This is a genomic window from Gordonia sp. 'Campus' (genome assembly GCF_022206305.1).
In the GTDB taxonomy this organism is placed as follows: Bacteria; Actinomycetota; Actinomycetes; order Mycobacteriales; family Mycobacteriaceae; genus Gordonia.
Genome location: NZ_JAKOIW010000010.1, coordinates 1 through 20,097 on the forward strand (window position 1 = coordinate 1; position 20,097 = coordinate 20,097).

Consider the following 20,097-nt stretch of genomic DNA (forward strand, 5'->3'; position numbering starts at 1 on the left):
CCCCATACGACACCACCCGATCACCACACCGCACCGCCACCGAACCCCACGACAACCCCACCCGCTCAGCAACCACCGACCCCACCGAACGACCCGACCACTCCACCCCCACACAATCCGAACCCGACCAGCCCACGATCGTCTCGCGCATGTCCGCCGGCATCGGGTCGAGCTCCATCACGGGCACCGCGGGGTCGTCGATCACCGCGTCGAGGACGTCCGTCACCGTCGCGGCGACGACCTCGGCGACGCCGTCACCGACAGCGGCGAGATCGGCACGCACCGTCAGGCGAAGACCGTCACCGTCGTCGGCGACGATCAGCGCGAGCGGGTAGTGCGTGGCATCGGACGTGGTCACGTTGCGGATCGGGAGGCCGGAGCTGCGGGAACCTTCGACGACCATGTCGGCGTCGACCGGATACGACTCGACGACGACCAGCGTGTCGAACAGGCCCGGATGACCGGTGGCGGCGGCGATCTCACCGAGGCCGACGAACTGGTGGTCCAGCACCCGGGTCCGGGAGTCGTGCAGATCTCCGATGAGGGCGGCGAGCGATCGCCGCGGATCGACATCGGCGACCACCGGAACGGTGTTGATGAACAGCCCGATCATGGCGTCGACGCCGTCGAGGTCGGCCGGACGTCCGGACACGGTCTCACCGAACACCACTCGCTGCTCACCGGTCAGTCGCGACAGCAGGACCGACCAGGCGGCGTGGAGCACCGTGCTGGTGGTGGTACCCAGCTCGCGCACCCTGCGTTCCAGCGCCGACCGGGTGTCGGCCGACAGCCCCACCACGACCTCGTGCCGACGCGGCTCGCCCGTCTCCGACGCCGCGCGGTTCGGTGCGACGAGAGTGGGTGTGGCGTCCGCGAGTTGCTCCCGCCACACCGCGACCGCGGCTAGATGATCGCGACCGTCGAGCCAGCGGAGATACGCCTCGAAGTCGCCGGCGGGAGTCACCGCCGGTCGCCCGAGTTGTGCGGCGAGGAGGTCGGCGACGAGGATCGGCCCCGACCATCCGTCGAGCACGATGTGATGGGCGGTGATCACCAGGGTGTGTGCGCGCCCGTGGGAGGTGTCGTGCGAGACGGCGGAGAACCTGATCGGTGACGCCGAGTCGAGCAGAAACCGCCGGTCGCGATCCTCGCCGGCGATCTGCAGGATCCGGGCGTGCGCCGCGGCGTGGTCGAGGTCGGTCAGGTCGACGGCCCGGAAGTCCGGATCGGTGACCGTTGGATGATCGGCGGGCGGTACGACGACCACGAGTCGCCCGGACGTCGTGCGCACGAAGGCGGATCGAAGGACGCGCTGCCGCGCGAGGAGTTGCCGAACCGCGGGGAGCAGCGTGGTCGCGTGATGATCGCCGTCGAACTCGATGATCGACTGGGTGACATAGGGATCGGCGCCGAGCAGACGCTCGTGCTCGTAGAACAGCCCCTGCTGCAACGGTGTCGGCGGCCACACCGTGGACGCGGCGCGGGAGGAACCGGCGGCGAGTCGCGCCAGCACCACGTCGATCTCCGGCTGGGGGACTCCACCGCCGATGACATCGGATTCGCTCGGCCCCGGGTGACCCACGGAGTCGACATGCCCGACCAGCGCGGCCAGTGCCGACTCCCAGCGTCTCGCGAAGCGCTCCAGGTCGGCGCGGTCCCAGAACGATTCGGCTGCAGTGAAATTCACACGCAACTCACGGCCGATGCCGGTCATCACCGAGCCGACGGTCACCGTCAGTCCCGCGGTGGCCATCATGTCGCCCCGGATCGAGGGCGGGAGGGTCGGCGCGTCGGCGACGGGCATGAACTCGGTCGCGACCGCGTCGGTGTCCTCGCCGCCGGCGTCGCTCTCCCCCAGGCTGCCGAGGTAGTTGACGGTGATCAGCGGGAGATCCCGCTCGCGCAGCGGCGATCCCGTCCGCAACCATCGCAGCGGGCCGAACGCGATGCCGTTGTCCGGCATGCGTGCCTGGATGTCCTTCAGGGACTTCACCACAGCGGCGACCCGAGGCCCGGTGATCCTGCCCGTCGTCGCCGGGCCGGCCGGGGGAATGTCAACCGCAACCGGCACGAACGAGGTGAACCAGCCGACGGTCTCGCTCAGATCGGCGCCCGGCGCGATCTGCTCCTCGCGCCCGTGGTTCTCCAACATCATCGAGACCGGTCCGGCCCCCTCGGTCCCGACGGCGAGGGCGACCGCGGCGGCGAGGACGGTGTCGGGGCGGGCACCGAAGGCCTCGGTCACCGTCCCCAGTACCTGCCCGGCGAGGTCGGCGTGCACCGCGACATCGATGGCAACCGTGCTGCGCAGGCGGTCGCGGGAGCGGTCGAGACGGCTCGACGTGTGCGGTGGCGGCAGTTGCCTCGACCACCAGTCCAGTTCGTCGGTACGCTCGGCGAGTTCGGTGAGGACGCGCGACCAGCGGCGGAAAGACGTACCCGTGGCGTCGAGCTTCGGCGGCTCTCCGTTGCGATACTGCCACCACGCCCGGGCGAGACCCGACACGATCGTCGTCCACGACACCGCATCCACACCCAGGTGGTGCACGGCGATGACGACTCTGCCCGTGCCGTCCGGCAGGCGGACGCCCGACGCCGCGACGAGTCGGCCGTCCGACGGTGACAAGGTGCGCAGAGCACGCGCGTGCGCCACCCGAACGGCGTCGGCGACCGTGGCCGGCGATCGGGCCGCGGGGTCGTCGATGATCTCGACGACGACATCGTCGGGGTTCCCGTCACCCGCGGTCATCGTCGCCCGGCCACTCTCGTCGACCCGCAGCGAGGCGGTCAGCATCGGGTGCGCCGCGACGACCGCACGCACGACTGCGCGCAGACCCACCTCGTCCGCGCCCGCCGGAAGCGTCAGCACCGTGCTCTGCGAGAAATCCGCGATGTCGGCCGGATCGTCGGCCAGATCCAACATCCACGCCGCGCCCGGGGCCATCGCCACCGGACCGATCCCCCCGCCCGGCAATTCGTCGAGCGTCGCCGCTTGCTGCATCCGGGCCAGTGCCGCGAGCTCGCGCACCGTCGATGCGGCGAACACGTCGCGGGGCGTGAGGACGAAACCGGCCGCACGCAGCATCGAGGTCAGCCGGATCGAGGCGATCGAGTCACCGCCGAGTTCGAAGAACGACCGGGTCACCGGCACGTCGCGCACTCCGAGGACCGCCCCGACGACCGAGGCCACCGTTCGCTCGGCGTCATTCGCCGGTGCCTCGGCATCGTCGAACGGCGGGAGAGGGTCGAATCGTGGCGCCGGGAGGGATTTCCGGTCGAGCTTGCCCGCGCTGCTCAAGGGGGCCTCCGGCAGCGTCACCCACAGCGTGGGACGCATGTAGGCCGGGAGCGACCGCGCGACTGCCTCCTGGGCAGGCCCGATCAGCGCGTCCGCGTCCGGCCCGATCAGATACCCGATCAGCTGTTCGGCGCCGGCAGCCGTCGCGGCGACGGTGACCACCGCCTGACGGACACCGTCGACGGCCGCGAGCACCGACTCGATCTCGCCGAGTTCGATGCGCAGGCCGCGGAGTTTCACCTGAAAGTCGGTGCGCCCCAGGTATTCCAGTTCGCCGGCACGCGTGCGGCGGACGAGATCGCCCGTGCGGTACAGGCGCGCCCCGTCCCCGGCGGGATCGGCGACGAAGCGATCTGCGGTCAGATCGGGGCGCGACGCATACCCGCGTGCGAGCTGGACCCCGCCGAGGTACAGCTCGCCCGCCACGCCGGTCGGCAGCGGCCGCAGCCGGGCATCGAGCACATACGTGCGGGTGTTCCACACCGGCCGGCCCATGGGGACCGTGTCCGCGTTCGTGTCCAGGGTTGCCGACGTGACCTCGACGGCCGCCTCGGTCGGCCCGAACAGGTTGTGCACACGGACATGCGGGAGCACGGCGCCGACCTCGTGCAGGGTCGCAGGCGGCAGGGCCTCACCGGAGCAGTAGAGGTGCCGCAGGGACGGTAGCGGAACTCCCCGACCCACTAGGTCGACACTTGTGCGGTCGACTGCGTCAGCAGTAGTGCGGTCGACTGCGTCAGCAGTAGTGCGGTCGACTGCGTCGAGGAACACACCGAGCAGCGACGGCACGAAGTGGACCGTCGTGACGCGTTCGGAGTCGATGAGTCCGGCGATGGCGTGGGGGTCCAGGTGCGCGTCGTCGGGCGCGACGATCAACCGCGCACCTGCCATCAGCGGGATGAAGAGCTCCGGTACCGAGACATCGAACGTGAACGGCGTCTTCAGCAGAACCGCGTCGTCGGGCCCGAGTCCGAATTCCGTCAGACCCCATCGCAAGCGGTTCAGTACGGCCCGGTGACTCACCGTCACGCCCTTCGGACGTCCGGTGGAACCCGACGTGAACAGCGTGTACGCGGCGTGGTCGGGCCGCAGCGGGAGGCGACGTTCGGCGTCGGTGACCGCCGATACCCCGAGGTCGACGGGAACGGTGGAGTCGACCACGATCGTGCGACCGACGAGACCTCGCAGGGGGTTGTGCTGGTCTGCGACGAGTGCTGTTCTGGCCCTGGCGGTCTCGACCATGTATCGCACACGTTCGGGAGGTGCGTCAGGAGCGACGGGAACATACTGACCGCCGGCCGCGACGACGGCATGGACCGCGACGACGAGTTCCACCGACCGCGGCAGACACACCACGACGGCGTCCTCGGGGCCCACACCGATGGCCAGCAGTTCGCGCGCCAGCGTGGCCACGCGCGCGGTGAACTCACGATGGGCGACAGTTCGGTCGCCGCATCGAAGGGCGACCGAGTCCGCGGTACGGAACGGACCGGACAGAACGGCGTCGGCGAGCGTGTCGGCCGGCAGCGTGACGGACTCCCCGGTCGACAATCGTTGCTGTGCTTGTTCTTCGGCCGTCGTCAGCAGAGCGATGTCCGCGACCGGGACGTCCGCATCGGTCGCGAACTCGGACAGGGTCTCCACCATCGCCGATGCGATCATCTCCGCGGTCGCGGCGTCGAACAGTGCCGTGGCATAGGTGATCCCCCCGGCCAGACCACCGTCCTCCGATTCGCGCACACCGATCGTCAGGTCGAACTTGGCGGCCGTCTCCTCGGTCTCGACGAACTCGGCGCTGAGTTCGCCGAGGGACGCGGTCAAGGCCGCCGGGTGTTGGGCGGAGTGGACGAGCATCACCTGCGCCAATGGCTCGGCATTCTCGATGCGCGCCGGCCGGACCGTGTCGACCACCCGCTCGAACGGCACGTCCGCGTTGTCGAATGCGGTGAGGTCGGTACGCCTCACCCGGTCGAGCAGCGCGGCGAGCGTGAGATGCGGATCGACGTCGACGCGCAGGATGACCGTGTTGACGAACATGCCGACGAGACGGTCGATCTGCTCGTGTCCCCGCCCCGCGACCGGAGTGGCCACCGCGATCTCGGAGGTCGCGGTGAGACGCCTCAGCACCGCCGCGAGCGCGGTGTGCACGACCATGAAGAGCGTGGCCCGGTGTTCGGTGGCACGGTGTCGGAGCCCGGTGACAACCGCCGCCGGCAGCGACCACCGGACGGTCTGGGCGCGTCGGTCCGGTGTTCGCGACCGCGGACGATCGGTCGGCAGCGGCAGCACGTCGGGCACCCCGTCGAGATGTTCGCTCCAGTACCGCAGCTGCCGCGCCATCAACGAGGTCGAGTCGGCCGGATCTCCGAGCCGGTCTCGTTGCCAGAGTGCGTAATCCGCGTACTGGACATCCAGGGTCGGCCAGTCCGGCGCGGATCCCGCGCCCCGGGCCCCATATGCACGGGCGATGTCTGCCGACAACACGGGAGCGGATTCGCCGTCCGCGGCGATGTGGTGGAGGGCGATGACGAGCACGTGCTCGTTCGGCGCGACCGTGATGATCCGCGCGCGGAACGGCAGGTCGACCGTGACGTCGAATGGGGTCTCGATCACGTCGCGGATCGCACGCTCGACGTCAGCCGCGTCCGTTCCCCCGGTCCGCACATCCGCCGAGGTGTGCCCGATGATCAGCCGCCCGGACCAGTCGTCACAGATCACCTGGACGGGTTCCGTCCCGTTGTCGTCGTCGGTCGTCGGATAGACCGTCCGCAGGACCTCGTGACGTTCGACGACGTCGTGCAGCGCGGCACGCATGGCGGACACATCGAGGCGGCCGCGCAGCCGGATGACGACCGGGATCACGTAGGCGCTCGAGTCCGGTTCGAAGCGGTTGAGGAACCACATCCGCCGCTGGGCGTACGACACCGGGACCGGGTCGGGTCGTCGGACGGCCCCCGGGACGGGACCCGGGACGGGACCCGGGTTCGTGGTACCGACGAGACCGACATCGATCACCGCTGCGAGGTCGCGCACCGTCGGCGACTCGAACAGTGTGCGCACGGGGATGACCGCGCCCACCACCGCGCCGAGACGCGCGGCGACGCGGGTGGCCGACAGCGAGGTGCCGCCGAGATCGAAGAACGACGCCGTCGCCGACACCCCGCCCACGTCGGCGAGACCGAGCACGGCCGCGTACACCGCCGCGACCGCGCGTTCGGTGTCGGACTCGGGCTCGGTGTACACACCCCCGTCGAACCGTGCCGGCGGCAGTGCGGCGCGATCGAGCTTTCCCGTTGCGGCCAGTGGGATCTCGTCGAGAACGACGACCGCGTCGGGAACCATGTGGGCGGGCAGCCTGCGCGCCGCGTGGGCGGTCACCAGGCCGGTGTCGGGCCGGATGCCGTTGCGACCGCGAACCCAGGACACCAGCACCGTCTCACCCGACGACGGATGTTCGACCCCCGCGCTGGTCACGAAATCCACGGAGTCGAGTTCTCCGAGGACCGCGTCGATCTCCCCCAGCTCGATCCGGAAGCCCCGGATCTTCACCTGGAAGTCGCTGCGACCGAGGAAGTCCAGTGCCCATTCCTCGCCACGCCGGCGCCACCGCACGATGTCACCGGTCCGATACATCCGTTGTCCGGGTTCGCCGAACGGCGCGGCCACGAATCGCTCCGCCGTCAGCCCGGTCTGGCGCAGGTATCCCGTCGCGAGCGCGGGCCCGGCGAGGTAGAGCTCACCGGAGACACCGGGCGGTACCGGATGCAGGCGCGGGTCCAGGACCATGGCCTCCATCCCGGCGATCGGACCGCCGACGGTGATCGGTTGGTCCGGACGCAGTGGAGCCGACGACGTCGCCCAGATCGTGGTCTCGGTGGGCCCGTACAGATTCAACATCGTGCGCGCCGGGGACCACGCCCGCACCAGCTCGGGCGAGCAGACGTCACCCGCGACACAGACGACCGCCAGGGACGGGAAGCTGTTCTCCGCCAACGCATCGGAGACCGTGGCGAGCGCGGTCGGGGTGATGGCCGCGTGCGTGACCGATTGCCCGGAGATGACCGCGGCGAGTTCGGCACCCCCGGACACGCCTTCGGGGGCGACGACCATCGTGGAGGCCGCGGCGACCGCGATCAGGGTCTCGAACACCGTCGCGTCGAATCCCGGTGCGGCGAAACGCAGTACACGCGAAGACGAAGTCAGCTCGAGTCGGCGCCGCGCGTCGGTCACGAGGTCGGCCACTCCGCGATGGGTGACGGCGACGCCCTTGGGCCGGCCCGTGGAACCCGAGGTGAAGATGACGTACGCGGTGTCGTCGACCCGGATGGTCGGCCCGTCGCTCGGGAGGTCGGGCCGGGGGGCCGGTTCGGCGGGACCATCCGGATCATCCGGCCGGTCGTCCACGAGGAGCCATTCGGTGGTCGCGGACGACGTCTCGAGGGCGGCGAGCTTCTCCGGCGTGACCAACCCGAGGCGGGCGTCGACCGTGTCGAGCATGTACCGGATCCGGTCGCCGGGCAGCCCGGGGTCGATGGGCGCGACGGCGGCGCCGGTGCGCGCCACGGCCCAGAAGCCCACCGTGCCGGCGAGCGAGCGCGGTGTCGCCAGGGCCACCACCGCACCCGGCACGGCCCCTCGACGCCGTAGGACGTGGGCGACACGAGTGGTCCACCGATCGAGTGCGTCGTAGGTGAGTGACCGCCCGCCCTCGACGACGGCCACACCATCGGGGTTCTCGCGTACGGCTGCCGCCAGCAGCTCGCTCATCGTCAGCGGCGACGACGCTGCTTCCGGTGTGCGGACCACCGCCTGCATGGTGTCGTCGCCGGCGGGGAGATCGCCGACCGGTGTGCCCGGCGACTCGACGACGGCTCGGGCGAGCGCGAGGAAGCGGCGCGCGAAGGACTCCACGGTGTGCGCATCGAACAGCGCGGTGGCGTAGGTGATGAGGATCCGGGTGTCCTCGTAGGCCGGCCTGCCGGGTGTGTCGAGGACCGTGAGCTGCAGATCCACCTTCGCCGTGGTGACCGGGGGTTCGATCTCGGCGACGGTCAGTCCCGGCAGTTCGACCGTCGGTCGATCGGCGTTCTGGAAGGCCAGCGCGACCTGGAAGACCGGCGGGTGTGCCGTGCTGCGGGCCGTGACCACCTCGTCGACCACACTCTCGAACGGCAGGTCGGCGTGGTCGAGTCCGGCGATGTCGGTGTCGCGGACCTCGGCGAGCAGGGCGTCGAAGCCGGCATCGCGACGCACCGAGGTGCGTAATGCCAAGGTGTTGACGAACATTCCGATGAGGCCGTCGAGTGCTCGTTCGCCGCGACCGGCCACCGGCGTGCCGATCACCACGTCCTCGCTGCTCCCCGACCGCATGAGGGTCACCGCCAGCAGGGCGTGGACCACCATGAACGGCGTCGCACCGTGCCGATCGGCCAGTGCGGTCAGGCCGGCCCAGGTGGTTGCGTCGACGACGGTGGACATCTCCGCTCCGGCGTCGTCCCGGAGCGCTGCACGAGGACGGTCCAACGGCAGGTCGACGAGTTCTGGCGCCCCTGACAGCCGTGTCCGCCAGTAAGCGAGTTGCCGAGCCGCGAGTGACCCCGGGTCCGCGGGGTCGCCGAGCCTGGCGCGTTGCCAGACCGCGTAGTCGACGTACTGCACCGGCAGCGGCGCCCACCCGGGTGACTTCCCGTCCAGACGAGCGCGGTAGGCGTCGACGAAGTCGGTGACCATCGGGGCGACCGAACCGCCGTCGCTGATGATGTGGTGCACCACGAGCACCAGGATCCAGTCGTCTTCGGCGATCCGGATCAGACGCGCCCGCACCGGCGCGGCGAGTTCGAGATCGAAACCGCGGGTGGTGATCTCCGCGATGGTGTCGGCGATCTCCGTCTCACCCGCACCGCGTAGGTCGATCGGTGGGTCGGCCCGGACGTCGTGACGGGTGTCCCCGGGGGCGGCGATGCGTTGTTCGGGAACGCCGTCGGGTGCGACGAATCGCGTACGCAGGACCTCGTGCCGGGCGAGGAGGTCGTCGAGTGCGGCTGCCACGACCGCAGGCTGCAGCCTCCGCACCTCGTCGTGCGCGTCATCGGCCGGGGCACCACCGAGCCGGAGAACAGCGGGTATGAGATAACCGGCGCCACCGGGGTCGAGGCTCTCCAAGAACCAGATGCGTTGTTGCGCAGGCGACAACGGGAGGACGCCGTCCCGATCCACCGGCCGAAGACGGATGCGGGCCGTGACGTCGCCCCCCGCGGCGACACTCGCAGGCGCGTCGGCATCCCGGGCCAGTCGCTCGTCGACGACTGCGGCGAGACCACGCACCGTCGGTGCGGCGAAGACATCGCGCGCGGTCACCGTCGTGTCGAAGAAGTCGGCGGCACGGGCGGCCACCCTGGTGGCGGTGAGTGAGTTGCCGCCGAGATCGAACAGGGAGTCGGTGACCCCCACGTCGTTCACGCCGAGGATCTCGGCGATGAGCGCGGCGAGATCCACTTCGGTGGCCGTGGCCGGGGGTTCGGCGGTCACCCCTCCGGCGGCCGCCCCGGGTTCGGGCAGCGCGTCCCGATCGAGTTTGCCGTTGACCGTCAGCGGCAGTTTGTCGAGCCACACGTATCGCGTGGGGATCATGTAGTCGGGCACCGCCGCGCTCAATCGAGCGCGGAGCTCGTTCTCGGACAGCGGTTCCGAGTGATTCGCGACCAGGTATCCGACGAGGTGCTCGGTGTCGCCGAGAGTCCGGATGACCGCACCCGCGGCGTCCACGCCGTCCAGCGCGGACAGTGCCGCCTCGACTTCGCCGAGCTCGATGCGGAACCCCCGCAGTTTCACCTGTCCGTCGCGTCGACCCACGAACTCGATCGACCCGTTCCGGGCCACGCCGACATCGCCGGTGCGATACATGCGCGTCCCCGGCGGCCCAAAGGGATTCGCCACGTACCGGGTCGCGGTCTGCCCGTGCCGGCGGAGGAATCCGCGGGTGACCTGCACACCCGAGACGTAGAGTTCGCCGGGCACCCCGTCGGGCAACGGCGCGAGCCGACCGTCGAGGACGTGGACGCGCGAACCGAGCAGTGGCGTCCCGATGTCGGAGGCGGTGGCCGCGTCGACGAACGCGCGCGTCAACTCCCGCCGCGTCATGTAGACGGTGGTCTCGGTGGGGCCGTACATGTTGTTCAACTGCGGACCGGCGACGTCGGCACCCGGCCGGGTCACCGACCCGTCGGCGTCTCGGTCCGCCTGCCAGGTACGGACGTGTTCGTAGTCCAACAGCTCGCCGGAGAAGTGCAGTCGCCGAACCGAATCGGGAATCCGGCGTCCGTGTGGCGGTCGGACGGCCGCGCCGAACTGGTAGAACGACGACGGCGTGAAGTTGACGATCGTGACGCCCTCACGCTCGAACGCCTCCACGACGTCGTCGGGCGCCCGTGTGGTCGCGTGGTCGAGGACCACGAGACGCCCACCCGCGACGAGTGCGGCCCAGATCTCGCCCACCGAGACGTCGAAGGCGTAGGAGTGGAACATCGACCACACGTCCTCCGGCGAACTCTCCACCAGCAGGTCGAGCGCCACCAGCAGGGAGACGACGTTGTCATGGGTGACGACAACACCTTTCGGCGTCCCCGTCGACCCGGAGGTGTACATCACGTAGGCGGCGGCGTGCGCGGCGACACGGGTCGGCAGGCCGGGTTCGGCCGGCGCGCGGACGGCGAGCAGGTCCTCCCGGGTGGTCAGCGGCGCGGGCATGCCGTCCCACGCGCGCACCGTGTCGGCGTCGGCGACGATCAGTACCGGTGCGGCGTCGTCGACGATCGTGTGCAGCCGTGCACGTGGGTGCGTGCGGTCCAGCGGCAGATATGCCGCTCCGGTCTTGAGAACGGCCAGCAGGGTCACGATGAGCTCTACCGAGCGCGGGAGTGCCACCCCCACCAGGGTGTCCGGGCCCGCGCCGCGTGCCGCCAACGCGCGTGCCAGGCGGTCGGTCTCTGCATCGAGTTCCCGGTAGGTGATCGCGGCGCCGTCGAGATCGGACAGGGCCGGCGCATCGCCGCGTCGGCGCGCGGCGATCCGTACCAATCCGGGCAGCGACTCGCGATCCCCCGTGCCGAGGACGTCGTCGATGCGCTTGTCGAGTTCGTGCAGGATCGCGCTCGCTGCGGAGGCCAGTTCGACCGCGGTGAGCCCGGTGCGGGGCATGAGTGCGGTGACGGTTGCGCGGACTGCGGCGCCGGGATCGACACCCCGTTCGGCCAGCGTGACCGCGGAGGCCGACACGCGGCGCCACAGCGTGCGGAACGAGATGGGGCCTGCGGTCCCCGGCATCGCCTCGGCGTCGCCCGCGTGGGTGGCCGCGAACGCCAGCGACCGCAGCACAGGCGACTGGCCCGCCGACACCGGTGTCGGCCCCGACCGGGTACGGGGAGTCGAGGTTTCCGACGTCACGCGGGTTCCACGCGGTTCCGCGGGATCGGACCCGACCCACCTGCGACGCCGTTCCGCAGCACCGACATGGCGGAGGCCCGGACAGACTCGAAGACGTCGTCGATCGAGCGGTCGGCGTCGGCGAGCAGGGTCGTGACGGCGATCGTGAGAGCTTCGTCGGCGTCCTCGCCGGGCAGCGAGAGCGACATCGCCACCGCGGTCGCCTCCAGGTCGGCGAAGGTCATTTCCGGGGCGCCCGGCACACCGATGAGGGTGCCGGGGGCGACGGCCGCGACGTGGGAGACCAGTTCGGGTAGCGGTCGCCCTGCGTCGGAGTCCAGGGCCGACGACGACCCGGAGTCCTCCCAGACAGCAAGGTCACCCACCGGGGTCTGGGGTCGGGACACGATGTCGGCGAGGACGTTCCGATATCGCTCGGCGAACAGTTCGACCGTGCTGTGGTCGAAGAGGTCGGTGTCGTAGGCGATCTGGCCACCGAGGGCACCGGCTCGGTCGACCCCGTCGAGGTCGCCGGGGTACAGCATCAGTTCGAGGTCGACCTTCGCGGGGAAGGACGCCGGTGGGCGAGGACGCACTCGCAACCCCTCGAGGTCCATCTCGGGTAGCTGGAGGTTCTGATAGGCCAGCATCACCGAGAAGAGCGGATTGCGGCGTCCTCGACGCTGCAGTCCGCCCTCGCCGCGCGCGAGGTGATCGACGATCTCGTCGAAGGACACGTCCGCGTGGCCGAGGTCGGCGAAGTCGTCGGTCTGGACGCGACGCAACAGCTCGTCGAACGGTTCGTCGAGTCGCAGGCGCGTGCGGAGCGGCACCGTGGTGGCCAACATGCCCACCATGTCCGCGAGCGCGGGGTCGTCGCGGCCGGCAAACGGGGTGCCGATGACGATGTCGTCGAGTCCCGACAGTCGTCCGACGAGCACCGCGAGAGCCGCGTGCATCACGACGAATTGTGTCGTGTTGTGGACCCGTGCCAGCTGCTGGAGCAGCGTTGCGGTGGTCGACGGGATCGTCAGGTCGACCGAGCCGCCGATGTGGCGCGGTTCCACAGGTCGCGGCCGGTCGGCCGGGATCGTCGCGGGTTCGCCGGGACGGGCGAGACGCGCACCCCAGTAATCGAGGTGGCGTCGATGTTCGGTGACCCCGTCCGGGCCCGGTGTCTGTTGACGTTCGGCGTGCCAGATCGCATAGTCGGCGAATTGCACACGGGTGGCACGAGAAGTGCCCCCGCCGGGCGGGATCGATGCCGCCGGAATCGATGCCGCTGTTCCGGAGTGCCCGGCGATCCGCGCGGCGTATGCCTCGGTGAGGTCGCGGGCCAGCGGTCCCAGTGAGTGGCCGTCGGCGTTGATGTGGTGGATGACGACGACGAGGACGTGCCGGTCGGCGCGTATCCGGAGGATCGCCGCGCGCATCGCGAAGGCTGCCGTGAGGTCGAATCCCGGCTCGACGATCCCCGCGATCTCGTCGTCGACCTGGTGTTCGGCGACGTCGACGAGCGGAATCCGGAAGTCGTGCAGAGCATCTGCGGCCGGGACGATGACCTGCATGGGACTGTCGCCGTGAAGGGGGTAGCGGGTGCGGAGCGATTCGTGTCGGGCGATGAGGTCGCCGACGGCCCCGGTGAGCGCCGGGATGTCGAGACGTCCGTCGAGTTCGAGCGTCAACCCGATGTTGTATGCCGACGACGTGGGATCGACCTGGTTGATGGACCACAGTGCGCGCTGGACGCCGGTGAGGGCGACCATGTGCGTGCGTTCGCGCGGCGTCAGCATACGGCTCGGCGTCGTGGGATCGCCGGTGGTCACGGCTGCCACGAAGTCGGCGACCGTGGGGTTCTCGAAGAGCAGGGCCAGCGGCACCCGGCGGCCGAGGTGTTGCTCGACGAGATAGGTCACCTTCGTCGCGGAGAGCGAGCTGCCCCCGAGTTCGAAGAATCCGTCGTGCACGCTCACCTCGTGTACGCCGAGAACGTCGGCGAAGATCCCGGCGACGACGACCTCGAGCCGGCTGCGCGGCGCGACGTAGGCGCGGGCGGGTGAGATGTCCACCGCCGGAAGCGCTCTGCGGTCGACCTTTCCGGTTCGCGTGAGCGGGAGTTCGTCGAGGACGACGACGGTGTGCGGCACGAGGTGTGCGGGGAGCAGCCCGACGACGTGGTCGAGGACCTGTTCGGGCGCGGGGATGCGCCCGGGCGCCGGGGTCACATAGGACACCAGCACGGTGTCACCGGACGGCGTCGGGGTCCCGACGCTCACGGCTCCCTCGATGTCGGGGTGGGTGAGGAGCACGCCGTCGACCTCGCCCGGCTCGACCCGCATCCCGCGGATCTTGATCTGGAAGTCGTTGCGGCCGTGATAGACCAACTCACCCGAGGGTGTCATGGTCACGAGGTCGCCGGTGCGGTACATCCGCGTGCCCGCGCCGAAGGGGTTGGCGACGAAGCGGGACGCGGACAGGGCGGCACGGCCGTGGTAACCGAGTCCCAGTGCGCGACCGGACAGATAGAGCTCGCCGACGATGCCGTACGGAACCGGTCGTAGGCCGGCGTCGAGGACCAGCAGGCCGACACCCGAGATGGGACCACCGATCGTCACGCGGTCGGTGGATCGCAGCGGGCCGGAGGCCGTGGCCCAGATGGTGGCCTCGGCGGGCCCGTACAGATTCAGCAGCGGCCGTCCGGCGACATCCCATCGGGCGACGAGTTCCGGCGGGCACGCCTCCCCCGCCGCCATGATCACCTCGACGTCGGGGACGGCGCGGGGGTCGAGCGTGGCGAGAGCCGTCGGCGTCATGATCGCGTGCGTGACCCGGTGCTGGGACATGAGCGCTTCGAGGTCGGGCCCTGCGAACACGTCGGGTGGGCTGATCACCAGTTGCGCACCCGTGCTGACCGCGAACACGATCTCCCACAGCGCGACGTCGAAACCGGGTGCGGCGACGTGGAGGATGCGGGAATCGGCGCCGGCGCCGAGCCGGCGCCGCTGCTCGGCCGTCAGTTCGGCGAGCCCCGCGTGCGTCAGCGTCGCCGCCTTCGGCCGACCGGTGGAACCCGACGTGAACTGCAGATAGGCCACGTCGTCGACGGAGACGGGCCGAATGCGTTCGGCCTCGCGGACCGGGTGCGCAGGCCGGCCCGCGATACTCAGTTCGACTTCCAGATCGTCGAGGTGCCAGTGCTCGACCACGTGTCGGGGCAGCTCGCCGCCCGGGGCGTCGCGGATCGGATCATCGCCGCCGTCGGAGACGGTGATCACCAGGATCGCACCGCAGTCGGCGAGCATCGCGGCGCGACGCGCATCGGGCAGACGCGGGTCGACCATGACGAACGCGGCACCGCTGAGGGCGACGCCGATCAGCGCGAGCACCGACCGATGTGACCGCGGGATGCTGATCGCCACGACGTCGCCCGGTCCGATCCCCCGGTCGATGAGCACTCGTGCGATCTGGTTGGTCGCGGTGCTGACCTCGGCCCACCGCAGGGTGCCCGAACCGGTCAGGGCCGGGCCCGCGGGGTCGGCCCCGGCCATGCCGGTCGCGAGTACGTCGGCCAGGGTGGCCTCGGTGCGTCGCCCGCGAGGGGATGCGGTCAGCGCTCGCACCATGTCGGGTCCGAGCACGTCGATGGTTCCGATCGCCCGGGCCGGGTCGAGAACCATCCGGGCGAGGACCTCGCGCAGGCACCCCGCCAGGAGTTCGATCGTGCTGGCGTCGAAAAGATCGGTGGCATAGGAGAACTCGATGGCGTACGCATCCGGGCGGTCGGTGACGGAGACGGTCACGTCGTATTTCGCGGCGGGCACACGCGCATCGAGGATCTCGGCCGAGCCCGCCCAATGTGTGAGCGCCTCGAGTTGATCGGGTTGCACCGTCAAGGCGACCTGGAAGAGCGGTGAATGCGACGGTGAGCGGTGCGGTGCCACCGCGTCGACGACCCGTTCGAACGGGACGTCGGCGTGGCTCATCGCACGGGCGCTGCGCCGGTGCGCCGCGGTGACGAGGTCGGCTACCGTGTCGCCGGGGCGCAGCGCGGTCCGCAACACGACGGTGTTGACGAACATCCCGACGAGGTCACCGACCGCCGGGTCGTCGCGTCCGGCGACCGCGGTGCCGATACTCACGTCGTCGGTGGCGGCGAGGCGACCCAACGTGACGGCCAATGCCGACTGGAACACCGCGAACGGTGTGGCCGACAACGACTTCGCCAGCGCCCGGATGCCGGCTGTCACGCTCGCGTCGAGCACGGTGTCGATGTGGGCACCCGCGCTCGACATCACCCGCGGGCGCGGCCGGTCGGTGGGCAATTCGAGCAGGTCCGGGGCCCCGCGTAGTTCCGACCGCCAGAAGTCGAGACCCTCGATCAGGATCTGCGACGGCGATTCCGGGGTGCCGAGAGTGGCCGCGCGCTCGATGGCCACGTCCGCGTACTGCACGGGCAAAGGGGTGAAGACGGGTTCGTCCCCGGCGCGCCGGCTGTCATATGCGGTCATCAGGTCCCGCAGCAGCGGTCGCAGCGAGTGCCCGTCCGCGGCGATGTGGTGCAGAACGAGGACCACCACGTCGCCGTCCGGATGACCTGCGATCAGCCGGTACCGGAACGGGATCTGGACGGCGAGGTCGAAACCCACACCCGCGACCGCGGCGATGGCCGCGTCGACCCCTCCGTCCGAGGAGGCGGCCACGTGCCCGACCGTCACCGTGTCGGCACCCAGCGCGTCGTCGGCCGCGTCGATGTCGAGGATGCGCTGTTCGGGCTCGCCGTCGACCATGGGGAAGACGGTCCGCAGGATCTCGTGACGGTCGAGGACGTCGCGGACCGCCCGACGAAGGATGCCCGGGTCGACCCCGTGGGACAGTCGTAGTGCCCCCGACATGTTGTAGGTGGACTCCGCCGGAGCCATCCGGTTGATGAACCACAACCGGGTCTGAGCCTGCGACAACGGAATCCGGGCAGGCCGCGGGCGCGCCGAGACGGGGGTGGCGGTGTCCGGGACCGCCGGGGCGGCGACTGCGCGGCCGGCGAGATCAGCGAGGTCATCGGCGTCGAAGACATCGGTCAACGCAATCGTCAACCCGTGGTCGAGGCGCGCGCGGGACACCATCCGTGCGGCGGTCAGCGAGTCGGCGCCGAGCGCGAACAGGTTGTCCGAGACGCTGACGTTCTCCCGTCCGAGCGCTTGCGCCACCAATGCCACGACGGCCATCTCCGCCGGCGTTCGCGGCTCACGGAACGGCGCTGCGCCCGAATGGAGATCGGGTGCCGGCAGGGCCCGCTGATCGAGCTTTCCGGACCGGGTCGTCGGGAAGGTGTCGAGGAACACGACGCCGAGCGGCACCATGTGTCCGGGGAGGCGGCGCCGGCAGTATGCCCGCACCGCATCGGCGTCGGGTTCATCTTTTCCGCTGCGGGAGTCCGGCTGCCCGGGACGCGTCCGGAGATAGGCGACGAGAACGGGTCCGGGAGCGAGATCCCGGCGGGCGACCACGACCACCGCGTCCACGCTCGGCATCGAGGCGATGACCGACTCCACCTCACCGAGCTCCACTCGTTGACCGCGGATCTTCACCTGGTGATCGGTACGGCCGAGATACTCCAGTTCGCCGTCGGAGGTCCACCGGACGAGGTCGCCGGTGCGGTACATCCGCGCGCCGGTTCGACCGGCCGGATCGGCCACGAACCGCGACGACGTCTGCCCAGCCGCGCCGAGGTAGCAGGTCGCGAGTTGTGTTCCGACGAGGAACAGCTCACCCGTCACCCCGACCGGCACCGGGCGCAGGCGACGGTCGAGGACGCGGACCTCGGTGCCCGGGACGGGGCGACCGATCGGAACGACCGACCCCGCCCCGGTGACACGATGAGCGGTCACGTCGATGGCGGCCTCGGTCGGGCCGTAGAGGTTGACCACACCGACGGTCGAGGTCTCGCGGACCCGCCGTGCCAGCTGGACCGACAACGCCTCCCCCGAGGTGAACAGCCACCGCAGGTGATCGGGGAACGACACGCCGCCGGGAGCGTCTCCGCCCCCGAGCGCGGCGCTCGCGGTGTCCGGGCGGGCCGAATCGAGGACCACGTCGAGATACGCGTCGAGCATCGACGGCACGAAGTGGGCGACCGTGACGCGCGCGTCGTCGATGAGGGCGCGCAGATATGACGGGTCCCGGTGCCCTTCCGGGCGCGCGATGACCATCTGCGCGCCCGTTCGCAACGGCCACAACAGCTCCCAGACCGACACGTCGAACGTCGCGGGGGTCTTGTAGAGCACGACGTCGCCGACCGAGATCGGGTGGTCGTCCTGCATCCACGTCAACCGTTGCTCGACGGCGGCATGCCCGACCTCGACACCTTTGGGGACGCCGGTGGAGCCCGACGTGAAGATGACGTAGGCGGCCTGCGCCGGTGAGGCGAGACGCGGCCGGGTCGGGGGTGCACTCACCGGCCCCGGGTCCTCGGTCAGCCGCAGCTCCCGGTCGGTGAAGAAACTCGCGTCCACCCGCAGCACCGGGTCGACGGCCGCGATGACGGCACGGCGTCGTTCCTCCGGTTCGGCGGGGTCGACCGGGACATAGGCCGCACCCAGTCCGAGCGCGGCGTAGACCGAACAGACCTGTTCGATCGAGCGGTCCAATTCGACGATCACCCGGTCACCGGGACCCACTCCGGCAGCGGCGAAGTGGTCCTCGAGCAGTGCGCAGGCCCGGGCGAACCGGGCGTAGTCGAGGGTGGTCGAGCCGAATCTGACGGCGGGTGCCTCGGGTGTGGCGGCGACCTGACGGTCGAACGCGGCCAGGATGTGGCGCTGGGTCGCGCCGGTCACCGGCCCCCCGTTCCCGAGACGCTCGAGAACCGACGGTTCCCCGGGCATCAGCAGATCGAGGTCTCCGACGGGCCGATGCGGCTCGTCGACGAACTGACCCAGGATGTGGAGCAGCCGGAGACGATGCGCGTCGAGTTCATCCGGCTCGTAGAGGGCGGGATTCGCGTGCAACCCCACCTCCAGCGGTGCGTCGGGCCCAGCGGCGAAGACGTTCATCACCAGGTCTTCGACCATCCCGGCCGACAGCATGTGATAACCCACCCGAGCGCCGTCGATGACGATCGGCTTGTCAAAGAGCAACAGGTTGACGAGGGGCCCGAAGGACGTGCCCGCAGCGTCGCCGAACCCCGCCGCCGCTCTTATGTCCTCGGAGCGGTACCGCTGATGCCGGAGGCCCGCGGTGATCTCGGCGGTCACCGCAGCGACGACCTCGGCGCATGTCGCGCCTCCGACCCCGTCGATGCGCAGCGGCAGCATGTTGGAGACCATGCCGGCCGAGTGCCTGATGCGCGCCGTCGTGCGCGCGGTGACCGGCAGACTCAGCACGATGTCGTCGCCGCCCGACATCTTCGCCAGGTAGGCGGCAAACGCCGCGGTCAGGACAGCCGCCACCGACGCGTCGAGACCTTTGGCGCAGCGCCGCAGCGCGGTGTCGAGCGACTGCCCGAGCATGCCCGCCGCGACGACCGTCTCGTTGTGGATGCCGGGCCTGGCCGGGTGCGTCGCGAGACTCACGCGTTCGGGTAGTCCGGCGGCGCGCTCGGACCAGAAGGCATGGTCCCGGTCGTGACGAGTGCTCTGCCGGTAGGCGGCATCGTCGGCCACGACCTCGGCGAGCCCGGCCCGGCGCGGCGGCACATGCGGGCCGGTTCCCGACACGTCCGCGTTGTAGCGTGCGACGGCCTCGTGCAGAGACACCAGCGCCCCGTACCCGTCGAAGGCGATGTGGTGTCCGCGCATGTACCAGAAGGTGCGGTCGTCGGCGACACGGATGAAGGCCGCGACGGCGACCGGTTCCGCGAGCAGATCGACGGAACGCTGGTGATCGGCACGCATCCACTCATCGGCGGCGGCGACCGGGTCCGCGGCACCGCGCAGGTCGACGTCGACGACATCGAACGGAACGGAGTGATCGACGAACTGCATCGGGATGCCGTCGATCTCGGTGACGCGCGTGTATGCGGTCTGGAGTTCCCGGGCCGCCTCGATCACGCCCCGCCGGAACAGTTCTCGGTCGAACTCCCGGCCGTCGTCGACGATGTCGAGGTAGTGCGCCACCGTCACCGAGTGGTCGTCGTCGAGATTCTCGGCGAACCACATGGCGCGCTGGGCGGCGGTGAGCTCGATGAGGTCCGCCGCGCCGTGCCCACCGTTCATCGCGCGGTGTCCGTCTCCCCCAGTCCCATCTCGGTGGGACACGTTGTCATGCATGCGTCGTCCGACTCGGATCGCGGCGAATGGGTCGCTCGACGACGACGCCCCCGCGTCCCCCCGATGCGATCGTCGAACAGCAACGAATCATACGCGGTACATCGCTACGCCTTT

Annotated in this window: 2 protein-coding genes; both read right to left on the reverse strand. The window is 70.3% G+C overall.

Features of this window, described 5'->3' with window-relative positions; translation table 11 throughout:
* On the reverse strand, positions 1–11,740 hold an 11,740-nt coding region (locus MAY35_RS12185; RefSeq protein WP_238421558.1), incomplete at its 3' end, for a non-ribosomal peptide synthetase.
* Complete coding sequence (locus tag MAY35_RS12190) at positions 11,737–19,929, reverse strand: amino acid adenylation domain-containing protein (RefSeq protein ID WP_238421559.1); 8,193 nt, start codon at positions 19,927–19,929, stop codon at positions 11,737–11,739. The genes MAY35_RS12185 and MAY35_RS12190, both read right to left, overlap by 4 nt.
* Positions 19,930–20,097 lie beyond the last annotated feature (168 nt).

Excerpts from the sequence above, each read along its gene's own strand:
- MAY35_RS12190 (WP_238421559.1), bottom strand. The coding sequence starts at position 19,929 with ATGAACGGTGGGCACGGCGCGGCGGACCTCATCGAGCTCACCGCCGCC.